Annotated in this window: 12 protein-coding genes; 2 read left to right on the plus strand and 10 right to left on the minus strand. The window is 69.6% G+C overall.

All coding sequences use genetic code 11. The features are described 5' to 3' along the window. Positions 1-1,068: 1,068 nt before the first annotated feature. The 6 genes from ACXVUM_RS11795 to eccD all read right to left on the minus strand — a co-directional run bounded on the left by ACXVUM_RS11795 (position 1,069) and on the right by eccD (position 5,927). Positions 1,069-1,593: a hypothetical protein gene (locus ACXVUM_RS11795; RefSeq protein WP_458521974.1), complete on the minus strand. Its 525-nt coding sequence runs from the start codon at positions 1,591-1,593 to the stop codon at positions 1,069-1,071. Positions 1,594-1,787: 194 nt separating this feature from the next. Continuing rightward, positions 1,788-2,075 carry a hypothetical protein gene (locus tag ACXVUM_RS11800; RefSeq protein ID WP_458521975.1) on the minus strand — a complete coding sequence of 96 codons (288 nt, stop codon included), beginning with the start codon at positions 2,073-2,075 and terminating at the stop codon, positions 1,788-1,790. Continuing rightward, the gene (locus ACXVUM_RS11805; protein WP_458521976.1) at positions 2,072-2,851 is read right to left on the minus strand and encodes a hypothetical protein; all 780 of its coding nucleotides are present in this window, start codon (positions 2,849-2,851) and stop codon (positions 2,072-2,074) included. Before ACXVUM_RS11805 ends, ACXVUM_RS11800 begins: the two co-directional genes overlap by 4 nt. Positions 2,852-2,942: 91 nt before the next feature. Then, a complete protein-coding gene (gene mycP, locus ACXVUM_RS11810) occupies positions 2,943-4,064 on the minus strand; it encodes a type VII secretion-associated serine protease mycosin (protein WP_458521977.1) in 1,122 nt (373 codons plus the stop codon). After that, positions 4,061-4,420, minus strand: a complete 360-nt coding sequence (locus ACXVUM_RS11815; RefSeq protein WP_458521978.1) for a hypothetical protein — start codon at positions 4,418-4,420, stop codon at positions 4,061-4,063. Before ACXVUM_RS11815 ends, mycP begins: the two co-directional genes overlap by 4 nt. A 1-nt stretch (position 4,421) precedes the next feature. After that, the gene (gene eccD / locus ACXVUM_RS11820; protein WP_458521979.1) at positions 4,422-5,927 is read right to left on the minus strand and encodes a type VII secretion integral membrane protein EccD; all 1,506 of its coding nucleotides are present in this window, start codon (positions 5,925-5,927) and stop codon (positions 4,422-4,424) included. 118 nt (positions 5,928-6,045) lie between these two features. Here eccD and eccCa point away from each other — a divergent pair, with 118 nt between their 5' ends. Then, a complete protein-coding gene (gene eccCa / locus ACXVUM_RS11825; RefSeq protein WP_458521980.1) occupies positions 6,046-10,056 on the plus strand; it encodes a type VII secretion protein EccCa in 4,011 nt (1,336 codons plus the stop codon). An 11-nt stretch (positions 10,057-10,067) separates the two neighbouring features. Here eccCa and ACXVUM_RS11830 read toward each other — a convergent pair whose 3' ends face one another. The 3 genes from ACXVUM_RS11830 to ACXVUM_RS11840 form a co-directional block, all read right to left on the minus strand. Next, the gene (locus ACXVUM_RS11830; RefSeq protein WP_458521981.1) at positions 10,068-10,574 is read right to left on the minus strand and encodes a DUF6841 family protein; all 507 of its coding nucleotides are present in this window, start codon (positions 10,572-10,574) and stop codon (positions 10,068-10,070) included. 119 nt (positions 10,575-10,693) lie between these two features. Further along, the gene (locus tag ACXVUM_RS11835; RefSeq protein ID WP_458521982.1) at positions 10,694-11,875 is read right to left on the minus strand and encodes a hypothetical protein; all 1,182 of its coding nucleotides are present in this window, start codon (positions 11,873-11,875) and stop codon (positions 10,694-10,696) included. Positions 11,876-12,113: 238 nt separating this feature from the next. Then, complete coding sequence (locus ACXVUM_RS11840) at positions 12,114-12,866, minus strand: SDR family oxidoreductase (RefSeq protein WP_458521983.1); 753 nt, start codon at positions 12,864-12,866, stop codon at positions 12,114-12,116. 152 nt (positions 12,867-13,018) lie between these two features. Between ACXVUM_RS11840 and ACXVUM_RS11845 the strand changes: the two genes are divergently transcribed. Beyond that, positions 13,019-13,255, plus strand: a complete 237-nt coding sequence (locus ACXVUM_RS11845; protein WP_458521984.1) for a DUF1059 domain-containing protein — start codon at positions 13,019-13,021, stop codon at positions 13,253-13,255. Positions 13,256-13,308: 53 nt separating this feature from the next. On the opposite strand, the gene ACXVUM_RS11850 is transcribed toward ACXVUM_RS11845, so the two are convergent. Then, positions 13,309-14,712, minus strand: a complete 1,404-nt coding sequence (locus tag ACXVUM_RS11850; RefSeq protein WP_458521985.1) for an FAD-binding oxidoreductase — start codon at positions 14,710-14,712, stop codon at positions 13,309-13,311. Positions 14,713-14,779: the final 67 nt, after the last annotated feature.

Raw genomic sequence — 14,779 nt, forward strand, 5'->3', positions numbered from 1 at the left:
GACGGATGCGGGCCCGCTCGGTGCAGGCGAGCTGCTGCTGGCCGGGTCGGACGTTGCGGTGCCGTTGGAGCTGCAGGCAGCGAGTGTTGTCGCGGCGACGAGAGCCAGACTGGCGATTAGGAGACGTCGTGGGCGTCGGGTCGTCACTGGTGGCGGTCCTGTCGTCGTGTGCGGGCGCGGGCGCCGCTGCTGGTGGGCGTGACAAGCGTACGACATGCTAATGACCGTCGTCCGGGGGTGTCGTGCCGGTGTGGATAGCTCACTGGTTCGCCCATCGGGGCGGTATGCGCTGCGACAATCAGCGCCGCAACGGACGGCCGCGTGTCCCGCGTTGTGGCACGGTGGTGGCTGCCGTCGATCGATGTGCGCAGGCATCATGTGGATGTTCTCGAATCGCCCAACGCTGCGGGTCGGCTGAGATCTGCTTCCACCGGTCGGCCAGGCGCGTCAACATTCCGACGCCCGCGGGCTCGGTGTGCCCCGTGATGTCGAGGCGCAGGCTGCCCGTGGCTTCAGGCGATCTCTGCAACGCGAACGTGTCGGAGTGCGCTTCGCCCCGACCGGGTGGCAGCTTCGGCTTCAAACTCATCAACGTTGAGGCGATGTCTGCCGGTGACGGAACGTATGCCTTGGGTACGGGCCGGTTGGGATCTATGAGCGCACCGATAACGCTGCCGGCTGCGAGGGCTTGCTGCCCCCGTCCCCGCCGCTCATCATCCCGCCGAAGTCCGTACCAGGAGAACCGCTACGGCTGCTGCCAGGCGCACTCCAGGCCTTGCTCGCATTTGCGTCAAAACCTGACGTTGAATCAAATCGCCAGCCGGACTCGCCGCAGCCTATGTTCCCGTGTATAACGAGAAAGCGATTGATCGGCCGTTGCTGCTGCGTCGCCAAGACTTAGTCAGGCCGACCGTGATCAATTGACCCGACGCAATGTGCCGCTTCCGTCGGTTGGGTTGAGGCCCTGCGCGGCGAAAAGCAGCTGCCCGACTGCTGTGGATAGCAGGCCGGCTGCCGAATAGAGGGCGGACGCAGCAAATGGATCGAGACTGAAGTTCGGCTGATCACTCACGGTGTCGCCCTCATCTCGGATGGGCTCTTAGGAAAGGCCCCTAAAAGTATCTTGGCCGCAGCTACAGCTCGTTCGCATGGGTCTGCGGCGTAGTTCACGTCGTTAATCGTGAAGATAACGCTTGCAGCGCCGAAGAATGTTCCCCATGCAATGCGACAGCTCTGGATTGGGTTACCCGGCGTCGGTAGGTCCACTGCGGTTTGCTTAAATACGGTGCCCGCGACACCTTGTCCGAGCTGCACTCGACTTCTGATTATTTCGTTGCCGGGCTTGGCGAGTACCTCCTGAATATTGTTGATTACTATTACTGTACCGGTGGTAAATGGTGGGATATCGAAGCCGGGCGTAGTTCCGGATAGCGCGCACGTCTGCGCTACTAGCTCAGATCCCGTAAATCCTTTTTTCTTGGACGCAACCGAAAGTTCTCGCATTATTGCGGGAGTAACTTTTTCGCATAGGTCGGGGAGGTGGGCGGCGTAGGGGCTGTCGGCGAAGCTGACGGTGGTGACGACGCCGGTCATGTCTTTGGTGGAGTTGAGGTCGAGGACGGAGTCTTTGGGGACTCCGGGCGGGACGCTGACCGAGGCGGGCCCGCTGGGGATCGGCGAGCTGCTGCTCGGCGCGGCGGATTCGACACCCGAGGAACCGCAGGCAGCCAGCAGAACGCACGCGGTGACCGCGACGGCGCCAGCGAGACCGCGGCTCGGACGGCGGGTCATCGCGGATCACCGTCACTGTCGTCTCGCGGGTCCCAATGCGGGTCGTAGGGCTGTCCCGGAGGTGGTGTAGGTGTGTCCGGATCAAGAAGCAGGTTCTTCCCAATGTCCCGCTGTTCGGGCGGAAGACGGTCGTAGGTCTTCTTCATCCTCCTGGCCTTGATCAGGAGGACGACGATCGTGATGGCCACCGCAGCAGCGACTATCACCAGCCTGTAGGGGACCTGGCCGTTGCTCTTGTCGAAGAAGCCGCTTGCGGCGGAGACGACGACCCACTGTGGTGTCACGCCGGCGTTTCCTCTGCGTAGTGCCGATTGCGCAGCGCGTTGATCACTCGGTTGAGCAGCTTGGCGAGTGCAATGGAATCGACGGGCATCGCGACCACCGGGTCGTCGAGCACCAACACGTATCGGCCGTCGTCGGGGATGTCACGGACCTTCATCAGCATCGGAGTACGACGCCGCCCCTCGTCCACCGATCCGACGTGGATCCGAATGGTTGAACAATGCCCCACCGTCTGCACCGTGAACGCGTGCGCCGCGGTGTCGGTTGCGGTCGAGGTGACGCGTGCCGTCGTGAGCCCCTCGACGATGGACTGCCACTCGACGGCGACGTCCCTGTCCTGCGCCAGTTCTCCGCCCCGCACCTCGCTGGGGAAGTCCGCGACGACCTCACGCGACCACGACGCGGCGTCGTGCCGGGTGATGGACACCGTGCCACCCAGGGAGGGTTCCGCCCCGATCTTCTGCCGGGCCACGTACGCGAACTCGCCGCCGTCCCACCCTGCGGCGACCCGACGATGGTGCGACGTGTCGTCGAAATCCCGACGCGCGTCGATCACAGCCAGCGAGATCGACACGATGCCGTGGGTCATCGCCCGCATCGCGGCGTTCCGCGGAACGCTCAACCGGGGCAGAGGAGGTTCGGGAGTGTCGGCATCGCGGGACCGCTCCGCGGCGTCGGTGTACGCGAAGTCGATGGGATAGTCGGAACCCTTCTGGTCCAGCCACAACCGACGGAACTCGGGTGTGCTGAGAGTCCACGCCTCACCGGCGTCGGTCATCGCCGTCCCCCACCTCGTCGCAGCTCGGACACAAGGACGAACTGTACGACATTGCGGGGCCGCGGTCGCGGGCAGCACCGTGGCGAACCGGTCAGTAGTCGACGCCTTCGCGGAGCTTCCTGCGGTCGTGCGTGCGGCGCCGGATGAGGACCCACCCGATCACCGCGAAGCCCAGCATGCCGAGCGACACACCGATCGCCACCGCCCGGACGGTCGCGTTCGAGTCGTCGGGGTTGCTCGGCGGGGCGATCGGCGCACTGGCGTAGATGTTCCGGGTGTCACCGGTACGCGGGTCGACGCCGTCGGTGGCGTCGGCGCTGGTGGTGTCCGGGGTGGTCGTCGTGAGCGCGGCGACGGGGTCGATGACGCCGTAACCGACCGACTCGTCCCATCCGTCCGACGGGTGGTGTGCGGTCCGCGTGATCCGGTTGATGACCTGCGCGGCACTGAGATCGGGGAATCGCGCCTTGATGAGCGCAGCGAGACCGGAGACGTACGGCGCAGCGAAACTCGTCCCGCCGATGCTCCCGACCTGGCCTTGGACCTCGGTGCCGTCGATCACCATCGGGTTGACGCTGGTGTTCAGCGAGATCTGCTGCGTCCCGGGGGCGGCCACGGTCACCCACGGCCCTGCGAGCGAGAACGACGACGGCTGCCCGTCGGGGTCGACCGATCCGACGGCCACGACGTAGGGCTGGAAGTAGGCAGGCGATGACTGGGTCACGACCGACCCCCAGGGGTCCGGTACACGCCCACCCGACGATCCCGGGTTCTGCGTCTTGCACGTCGGGTTGCCCTCATCGACGTTGCCCGTCGCCGCGACGACCACCACCCCGCGCTGGAACGCGTACCGGATCGCCGCACCGAGACTCTGATCCCGCAACGGCACACCGGCTGGCGTGCAAGCGACCTCGGAGATGTTGATGACCGTCGCACCGAGCTGCACCGCACGCATCACCGCCCGGCCGAGTGTGACGACGTTGCCGTAGCCGGACTCTGTCTGCTGACCCTCGGAACCCTGGTCGCGATTGTCCTGCGGCGTGAACGAATCCGAGGTCTGCCGGATAGCGATGACCTGCGCATCCGGCGCGACGCCGGCGAAACCGTCACTCGCGGAGGGCTTGGCGGCCGCGATCCCCGCGACCTGGGTGCCGTGTCCGTCGCAGTCCCGGGTGCCGTCGCCCGACGAGACGTAATCCCCGCCGGGGATCACCGACAGCCGGGGGAACGGAAGACGCCGGTGTCGATGACGGCGATCTTCTGGCCCGCCCCGCGGGAGAACTGCCAGGCCTTCTCGATGTCGAGGGAGGCGAATCCTGCAGGCGGGGAGATGAAATCGGGTTTGGACGCGACCATCTTCGCGCAGACCTGGGCTTGACGAGTCGGGACGAGCGGGGCGATCGGATCGGCCGAGGGAGGAGCCCCACCGGCGGTCGGTGGTGTCATCGCGGGCATGGGTGACACCGGGAGCGCCTGGGCCACCGCCGGCGACAACCCCGCCGCCGCGATCAGCGCCGCGACCGTCAGCAGGCGGGCGGCGAGCCGCCCGGGTCCACCCCCGTGGTGCACGTCAGAATCCGCCCCGCGCCAGCGAGTACAGCCCCACCACCCACGCGGCGAGCGGGACGGTGGCGGCGATGACGAGGTATTCGAGGATCTCCCCGATCCGCCGGACGACCGGCGAGAACTCCATCGAGGGCGTGATCGCACCGAAGGCGAAGGCCAGTGCGGAGAACAGCACCACGAGGCCGACCGAGACCGTCGTCCAGACGCCGCCGGCGACCATCTGGGTGCCCAGCACCGTCACCAAGCCCGCGGCGCCGATCCCGATCATCCCGGCTGCCTGGACGAGGTCCGTGTGTGACCGTCCCCGCAGCACACAGGCGAACGCGACGAGCAGTCCGAGCACGAATCCCTGCCAGTAGAAGCCGGGCCGGGGGACGGCCACCATCACGGCACCGGTGACGGCGACAGCCGCCGCGCCCAGCATCAGCCCCGACATGTACGCGTTCGCGGCCTTGGCCCGGAGCTCCAGCGCGGTCGTCTCGGGGAGCGCCACGGCACCGATGGCGGCGACGCCCGCGTTCACGTTCGTCTGGTCCGGTGGGTCGACGTCGTCGAGCGGGGTGCCGGCCGCGGGTACCGAGGGCAGTGGCAGCCGCACCAGCAGGATGGTCAGTCGCGGGGCGACGAGCGCCAACACCAGGCCGACGACGGCGATGATCGCCGCGGTGTCCCGCACGGCCCAGCCGGCCAGCACCTGGATCAGGGCGTCGATCGTGACGAGCGCGGTGATGGTGACCAGGGCGAGGTGGCTGAACGGGTCGCCGGTGGTGACCCGCATGGCGACCACGCCGACCAGCGTCGCGACACCGGCGCCGAGCAGGACGTTCGCGGCGTTCTCCGACCCGGGGAGAACGGCGAAGCACCCGGTGAACACCGCCGCGGCGCTCGCGACCGAGAGGGCCGCACAGACAACACGGTCGCCGCCGTTGTTGCGCACCAGGATGTCGGCGACGAAGAAGACGACGAATGCGACGAACGCGATCGCGCCGAGCTCGATCCGGGTGTCGGACCAGGAGGCGACCAGGGTCATGGCGACGCCTGCGGCGACCGACGCCATGAACGCGGCCACGCCGACCCATCGGGCCGCGGCCGCGGTCCAGGAATGGAACTCGCGTCGCGTGATGCCGGCGACCGCGTCGATCACGTCGTCGTAGACGGTCGGCAGCTCGGTGGTCATGTCCGACCGGAGGACCAGGAGGTCGCCGTCGACGATCCCCGACTCGAGCAGTGAGTGCGAGTCGTCGAGCGGATCGTGGCCGACCCGGCCGAGCGTCCACCGGGCTGTCAGGTCGTCAGGGACGCGTTCGGGCTCGCCGAACTGGTTGCGCAGCAGCAGAGACGCCAGCTCCGGGAGGAGGGAGGCGATCGGCACGTCGGCAGGAAGGGCGAGGTCGACCTGGGTGCGTCCGGCGAGTACCGAGACCCGGCAGAGCTCGGGTTCGACGGAGCGGGACCGGTCGAGCGGGGATGGTGGCGAGGCCTGGGCGCCTGCTCCCGACGGCGACACCATGCTCCCGGCGCTGGAAGGACCTGCCGGGTACGTCGTCATCGCCTACCACCACCTCCCCGTGAACTTGCGAACCGTACGATAACGCACGCACTGACGTCGGGTGACTGGGAGGGCGCCGATGACCACCGAGGGTTTCGTCCGTCGCCCGCGGCCCGCGCGGCCCCGCCTGCCCGGCGGTGAGATGGCTGTTCAGCCGCCCCCGGAGATCCCGCGCGCGATCCCCGCGAGCATCGTCTCGCGCCTGCTCCCCGTCGTGATGATCGTCGCGATGGTCGGCATGATGGCCCTCTTCTTCACCGCCGGGTCGGCCGCGCTGAAGAACCCGATCACGCTCCTGTTCCCGATGATGATGCTGATGTCGATGGTCGGCATGTTCGCCACCGGCGGCAGCCGCGGCGGCGGACAACGATCGGCCGAGCTGAACGAGGAACGCAAGGACTACCTGCGATACCTCGGGCGTCTGCGTGACGAGGTCGACGAGACCTCCCGGGAACAGCTCGCGGCGCTGGCCTGGTCGCACCCCAGCGTCGACTCACTGCTGCCCGCGGTCGGATCGCGCCGGATGTGGGAGCGGCGCGCCGACGACAACGACTTCGGACACGTCCGCCTCGGCATCGGCGCGCAACGGCTCGCGACCCGGCTGGCCCGCCCCGAGACCGGGCCGCTCGAGGACCTCGAACCCGTGTCGATGATGGCGCTGCGACGGTTCGTCCGCATGCACTCGGTGGTCCGCGGCCTGCCGACGGCGATCTCGCTGCGCGCGTTCCCCGCCGTGACCGTCGACGGGCCCGTCGCCGACGTCAACGCGCTCGCGCGGGCGATGATCTGCCAGTTCGCCCTCTTCCACGGCCCGGACCTCGCCCGGATCGCCGTCATCTGCTCCGATCCCGACACCGGCGAGTGGTCGTGGGCGAAATGGCTCCCGCACGTCCAGCACCCGGAACGGCGCGACGGCGCGGGTCGCGCCCGGATGCTCTACCACTCACTGCGGGAGTTCGAGTCCGACCACGAGTCCGACGTCCTCGAACGCCCCCGCTTCTCCCGCAACGCCACCCCCGTCGACGGCCGCCCCCAGTGGCTCGTCGTCGTCGCCGACGGGTTCGTCGCCGGCGACGAACGCTGCATCAACGACGGTGGGCTCGATTCGGTCACCGTCCTGAGTCTCAGCGGCGCGAAGCTGATGTTGGCCGCCCGCAGGGGAACGCAGCTCGTCATCGAGGGATCGACGCTCGGTGCGGTGTCGGCGTTCGGCATCGAGAAGTTCGCCGCCTACGACACGATGTCCGTCGCGATGGCCGAGGCCGTCGCGCGGCGCCTGGCGCGGTATTCGCTGGCGACCGCCGCCCAGCTGGTCAACCTCGAGTCGGATGCGGGCCCCCGCGACCCGGGACTGATGCGACTGCTCGGCGTCCCCGACGCCGGTGCGGTCGATCCCGACCGCGTGTGGCGGCCACGCAGCCCCCGCGATCGTCTCCGCGTGCCCGTCGGGGTGACCGAGAACGGGCAACCCCTCGAGATCGACATCAAGGAGGCCGCCGAGAACGGCATGGGTCCGCACGGACTGTGCATCGGCGCAACGGGTTCGGGCAAATCGGAGTTCCTGCGCACCCTGGTGCTGTCGATGGTCACGACGCACTCACCGGATGCACTGAACCTCATCCTCGTCGACTTCAAGGGCGGCGCGACCTTCCTCGGGCTCGACGGGCTGCCGCACGTCGCCGCCGTCATCACCAACCTCGAGGACGAGTTGGCGATGGTCGACCGCATGCGCGACGCACTGGCGGGTGAGATGAACCGCCGCCAGGAACTCCTGCGGTCCGCCGGCAACTTCGCCAACGTCGGTGACTACGAGAAGGCCCGACTGAACGGCGCCGCGCTGGACCCGCTGCCGGCGTTGTTCATCGTCGTCGACGAGTTCTCCGAACTCCTCTCGCAGAAGCCGGATTTCGCCGAGCTCTTCGTCATGATCGGACGACTCGGCCGATCGCTGCAGATGCACCTGCTGCTGGCGTCGCAGCGTCTCGAGGAGGGCAAGTTGCGCGGGCTGGACTCGCATCTGTCCTACCGGATCGGTCTGAAGACGTTCTCGGCCAGTGAATCCCGTGCGGTGCTCGGTGTCCCGGACGCCTACCACCTGCCCGCGGTCCCGGGATCGGCCTACCTGAAGTGCGACTCCGCCGAGCCGCAGCGGTTCAACGCCTCCTACGTGTCCGGGCCGTACCTGCGGCCGGTGGGCGGGTCCTCGTCGCGCGGTCCGCGAGCGGCCGCGGGACACACGGCGCCCGTGCGTGTGTTCACGGCGACCGAGGTCGCGGCGGCGCCCATGCCGATCGAGCAGCCCGCCGTCGTGGAGGAGCCGGTCGTGGGCGACGGCGCGACGATGCGCGACGGCCGGGCCGTCACCCTCCTGGACACCGTCGTCTCCCGGCTGGAGGGACACGGGCGTCCCGCGCACGAGGTGTGGTTGCCGCCGCTCGAGGACTCCTCGCCCGTCGACGGTCTGCTCGGTGTCCGCGACTGGCGGTCGACAGCGGCGAAAGAGGTGTCACGCCTGACGTTCCCGCTGGGGATCGTCGACCGGCCCTACGACCAACGCCGCGACGTGCTCGCGGTCGACCTGTCCGGCGCCCAGGGGCACGCCGCCGTCATCGGTGGCCCGCAGTCGGGCAAGTCGACGACGCTGCGCACCCTGATCCTCTCGGCCGCGGTCACCCACACGCCGGAGCAGGTCCAGTTCTACTGCCTGGACTTCGGTGGCGGCACGCTCGCCGGCCTGTCGGGCCTGCCGCACGTCGGGTCGGTCGCGACGCGACTCGAGGAGGACCGCGTCCGCCGGACCGTCGCGGAGATCATGACGCTGCTGCGTGAACGTGAGGCCCGGTTCCGTGAGCTCGGCATCGACTCGATGCAGGAGTTCCGGCGCCGCCGCGCCGCCGACGGCGAGGGCCTCGCGGCCGACGCGTTCGGCGACGTGTTCCTCGTCGTCGACGGGTGGGCCACCATCCGCAACGAGTTCGAGTCCATCGAGGAGAACTTCAACGCGATCGCCGCGCAAGGACTCTCGTTCGGCATCCACCTGGTGATCGCGGCGTCGCGCTGGATGGAGATCCGCCCGGTCGTCAAGGATCTGCTGGGCACCCGCATCGAGCTGCGTCTGGGCGATCCGGGCGACTCCGAGGTCGACCGCAAGGTCGCCGCGACGGTCCCCATCGGCCGACCCGGGCGCGGGCTCAGCCCGGACCGCCTGCACATGCTGATCGGCATCCCGCGGCTCGACGGTTCGTCGGGGGTCGACGACCTGTCGGTGGGTGTGGCCGACGCGGTCGGCCGGGTCTCGGCCTTCTATCCCGACCGCGCCGCCCCGGCGGTCCGCATGCTGCCCGAACGGGTCGACCGTGCCGAACTGCTGGCGCGGGTCGGCGGGACGCCGCAGCCGTCACAGGTGGTCATCGGCGTCGACGAGGCGGCGTTGGCCCCGGTCATCCTCGACTTCTCCGCGCAGCCGCACTTCCTGCACTTCTCGGACACCGAGAGCGGCAAGACGAACCTGCTGCGCACCATCGTGCGGGGACTCACCGAGAACGGACGGCCCGCGGACAGCAAGATCCTGCTGGTCGACTATCGGCGCACCCTGCTCGGCGAGGTCGAGGGGAACCACCTCGCCGCGTACGCGACCTCCGCCCAGCAGTTGGCGCCGCTGATCCAGGAACTCGCCGACATGATGCAGTCGCGGGCACCCGGTCCCGAGGTGACGCCGGCGCAGCTGCGGGAGCGGTCGTGGTGGTCGGGCCCGGACTTCTACGTCGTCGTCGACGACTACGACATGGTCGCCGTCGCGTCGGGCAATCCGCTTCTGCCGCTGCTGGATCTGCTGTCCCAGGCCCGGGACATCGGTCTGCACCTCATCGTCACCCGCCGGTCCGGTGGTGCGTCGCGGGCTCTCTTCGACCCGATCATCGGGCGACTGCGCGACCTGTCGGTCGACGGGTTGGTCGGCAGTGCGGCGAAGGACGAAGGGGTTCTCCTCGGCACGACGAAGTGTGCCCCGCGGCCCCAGGGCCGGGGCGTGCTGGTGACCCGAGGGCGTGAGCGCCTGATCCAGGTGGCCTGGACTCCGCCCCTGGCCTGACGCGGACGGTGTCAGTCGATCTCGTGCGAGGGGGTCGGTGTCCAGACGTCGGCGAGCGTCGCGGCGTCGGTCATGACGACGTGGACGGCGGTGATCCGCCAGGCGTCGTCGATACGGGCGATGTCGTAGTGGACGGCGAGACGTATCAGCTCGGAGCCGTCGGTTCGGCGCGGTGACCAGAGGATGTCGAGCGCTCCACTCGCGGGGCCGTAGGCGACGACGCGGGAGTCCGGGACGAGGATGTGGCTCACGTCCTCGATTCGCATCACGAGCATCTGCGACTCCACGAGTCGCCGCACCCGGTGAGGGGCGAGGGCGCGGACATTGCCGTCGCAGGTCGCCAACAGCAGAGACGGCGCCGAGAACCCGGTGAGGATCCCGACGTCGCCGTGTTCGGACGTCCCCGACGCGATCGCATCCCACCGTGGCAGCACCTCGTCGAAGAACCAGTGCAGCAGTTCCGCCTCTGTCGCGGCCCGATTCCGCGTCCGGGACGCCGTCGACACCCTGCTCGCCATCTCGATCCCCCTGTCCGCCGACATCGCTCAGGCATGGACGACGCGACGATAAACTGACACGCGTTGCAATTCGGTTGGGCCGCGTCGGGTCGACGTTGGGCAACGTTGGAGAACGGCCGTCAGCGCAGACCGAACCGACGATCGATGATCTCCGCCCGACCCCGGGCGCGCAGGGCCGCGCCGTCGTCGCCGGTGAGCGCGGCGAGCCGACGCCACGCCGCGTCGTCGTGGCGTCCCCAGCCCGTGGCGGTCCAGGCGTCGAACACGCGGGCGTCGGAGGACGCCATCACGCCGCTACGGAGGTCCGAGACGATCTCGTCGACGACCTCCGTCACGCCGGGACCGGTGCTGTCGGACACGGCGCATCCGCCGTCGAGCGCCCGCACCGCCACCCACGGGTCACCGGCGGCAGCCGCGGCCGCGGCGTCGACCAGATCGCACCGCAGCGACGGGTCGAGGCGGTAGGGACGTGATTCGACCACCCCGCCACCGATCACCGCCCGCAATCGCGACACCTCGGCTCGGACGGTCACCGGATCCAGGCCGTCCTCGGAGAGGGCGAGCGCCAGTTGATCCGCACGCAGTCCGGCGGTGTGTCGGTGGAGGAGGAGCAGGATCTCGCACTGGCGCCGGGTGAGCGGGTGGTCGGTCCCGTCGTCGAGGACGACGCGGGGGGCGCGCGGGCCGCACAGCACCAGAGTTGCCGGCCCTCGTCGACGGGTCGCGGCGGGATCGCGCACGGCATCGCGGTTGTCGACCAGTTGCACGATCGACCGGAGCGCGAGCATCGAGATGGGCTGTCGCGAGACGTCGTCGCCGACGGTCGACACACCCACCGTGCCGATGACGCGACCTGTGACGCGGTCGCGGACCGGTGCTGCGGCGGTCCACCACTTCCCCAGCGCCCGGAGGTAGTGCTCCGGACCGTGCACCTGGACCTCGGTGTCGTGCAGGAGGGCCAATGCGGACGCGGTGGTCCCGGCCGACTCCTCCGACAGCAGGATGAGGAGCGTCGGTGCGGCGGTGTGGGTCTCGTACCCCTCCCGGTCGGACACCCACAGGCCGCCGGCCCGCTCGTCGGTGAGGAAGACGAAGCTGTCGCTGCCGATGGTGTCGTCACCGATGGTGCGTTCGAGGAGAAGCCGGATCTCGTTCATCGGGTGTGCGTCGCGGTAGTCGTAGAACGCTTGCTCCACCGGGCACGACCGGGGCAGGGCGTCCCGGTCGAGGCCGATCGCCCGGCACCGACGCCACGACTCGGCGATGATCTCGCGGCGCGGCGTCTCGCCGTCGTCCCCCATGTCGACCCCCCACGTACCGCCGGGGCAGCCCCGTCACACGCCCCGTCGACCCATTATGTGGGCCTCGAGTGGTCCCCGACACGCGTAATCCGAACGTCCGACATCACCGCGCGCCGTCGCGGCACCGGCACCGGCACCCACGGTGTCCGGCGATCTGCGCATGCAGAACACAGTCGTCGGTGCTCGGCGGCGCCTGCTGCCGGTGCTCCTCGGCGGGTTGCTGTTCGGCAGTTGAGGGTCACCGCTCCTGTTCGGTGGGGCGGATGAGGATCTCGTTGACCGCGGCGTGGTCGGGGCGGGTCACCATGTAGACGATCGCGTCGGCGATGTCCTCGGCCATCAGCGGCGACCCCTGCGTGGCGTCGGGTGCTCCCTTCCCGCCGCCGGTGGTCATCTCGCTGCGCACGACGCCCGGTTCGACGACCCCCACCCGGACCTGCTTCTGTGTCAGTTCGCGACGGATCGCCTCGGAGAACGCGGTCACCGCATGCTTCGTCGCCGAGTAGACGTTGCTCTCCGGGGTCGGCACACGCCGGCCGGCGACGGAACTGATCGTGACGATGTCGGCCACACCACGTGCGCCTCCGACGGCCGCGGTGACCAGGGGCAGCGCTGCGTGCGTGGTGTTGAGGACGCCGTTGACGTTCACGTCCACCATGCGATGCCACTCGTCGAGATCGGCCTCCAGGGCCGGCCCGTTCGCCAGGAAACCGGCGTTGTTGACCAGGACGTCGATCCGGCCGAACTCCTCGCCCACCTCCCCGATCACGCGTGCGACGGCCGTCGCGTCGGTGACGTCGACCTCGAGCGCTCGGGCGGTCCCGCCGTCGGACTCGATCGAGTCGACCACCTCGGTGAGTCGATCGCCGCGGCGCGCCAGGAGGACCACCGTCGCGCCCTCGCCGGCCAGCGCCCGCGCCGTCGCAGCGCCGATCCCACTCGATGCCCCGGTGATCACCGCGACCGTGCCCGTCAGTCGTCCCTGCGCCATCGCCGCCCCTTCGTCGTCCACTGCTCTCGATGAGTACCGACAGTCGGCGGGCACGCGTCATTCCCCGCGGGCGGTCACATTCGCGTCGCGGCATCCGTCAGAGAGGTGACCGCATCCGATCCCGGGTGCGCCGGACGAAGTGAGGACGTGCGATGAAGACGATGACCTGCCGCGATCTCGGAGGCCCCTGTGACCACAGCCACAGCGGTGACTCGGCGGACGAGATCATCAAGGCCCAGGACCGCCACCTGAAGGAACGGGTCGACGCCGGCGACGACGCGCACGGCCCGGCCCGCGCCGACATGACGAGTCGCTGGCGGCACCCGCGGCGGTCGATGGGGTGGTACTCCGACACGAAGAAGCGGTTCGCCTCGCTGCCGGAGAGCTGATGACACGACGACGCCCGAGACCGTGGGGGAGTCCCGGGCGTCGTCGTCGCGGCTCACCGAGGGTGCCGCACCACCTGTCCGACCCGCAGCACCCCGGCGGGGTCGTGCTGGTCGGCGAGGGCCGCGAGCCAGTGACGGGTGTCCTCGTCGTAGCACTGCGCGATCCGATCCGGATCACTCGAGACACCGAAGTTGGGCAGCCGGCCGCCGGTCGACCACGGGTGCAGCGCGGACATCAGGTCGGCGGCGTGGCCCGGGACGACCGCGGCGATCTCCGGTGCGAGGACCCCGATCGCCAACAGGGTGTACTCGGCGTCGCGGTGGCAGAACGCGCTGTCGGTCGTCGCCGGTCGGGCGAATACTCCTCCGAGACGGCGGATCTCGACGATCACCTGCGGCGACCCGGCCTGCGGGCCCGCATGCGCGAGCATCGCGTCGACCGCGGCATCGGGCAGCTCGGAGAGCAGCGTGTGCTGCTCGCTGGTGGGCATCGGGTCGACGGGATCCGCGTGGACGGCGCCGATCGCCGCGTACGGCATCACCTCGACCATGTCGATGATCGGTTGCGCCACCGCCCGCATCGGCGCCAGCAGCTCGGCCGCCCGCGCGGGTTCTGCCACCGAGGTGTACCGCACCGCGACGGTGAACCTGCCGGCCAGCGGAGGTGGGACGGCTGGCAGCGGGGGCAGCTGCAGGAAGGCGATCGAGGTGTTGGTGTCCTCGGGCAGGTCGAGGCTCCAGTCGCGCCAGGCTCGCAGCACCGCCTCGGCGTCTGCTCCGTCGAAGTACAGTGCGCCACCGTAGAAGTCGACGATCGGGAGTAGATCGATCTCGACGGCGGTCACGATGCCCAGGGTGCCCTTGCCGCCGCGGAGACCCCAGAAGAGCTCCGCGTGCTCGTCGGGGGTGACGTGCACGGTCTCGCCGGCGCCGGTCACCACGTCGAACGCGCGGACGTGATCCGACGACAAGCCGTGCGTACGGACGAACGGCCCGATGCCACATCCGGTCAGGAACCCGACGACACCGACCGACGGGGACGAGCCGACCAGCGGGGCGAGCCCGTGCGGTGCCGCCGCGTCGATCACGGTCTGCCACCGCACGCCGGCGCCGACGCGGGCCGTTCGGGTCACGGGGTCGACGACGCAGTCGGTCAGGTCCCCCGTGTGGACGAGCACCGAGGTGTCGTCGACGGGCACCGCACCGTGGCCGGTGGCAGCGACCGCGACCGTGAGGTCGTGGGCGGCCGCCACGGTCATGGTGGCGGCGACGTCGCGAGCATCGGCGGCCAGGACGACCGCCGCCGGGGCCACCGGGACGGCGACATTCCACGGCATCGCGCGGTCGTAGCCGTCCTCGCCGGGACCGGCGACCCGGCCGGACACGACAGCGCGCAGTGCGTCGGTCACGTCGGTCAGTCCCGTGGACGACGGGGTGGGGGGAAGCAGGGTGGTCATGGTGTGGCTCTCTCCGTGGGTGCGGCCCGGGTCCGCATGTCGTGGTGGACGAGCAGAACAATGCGGG

The organism is Williamsia sp. SKLECPSW1 (assembly GCF_054332755.1).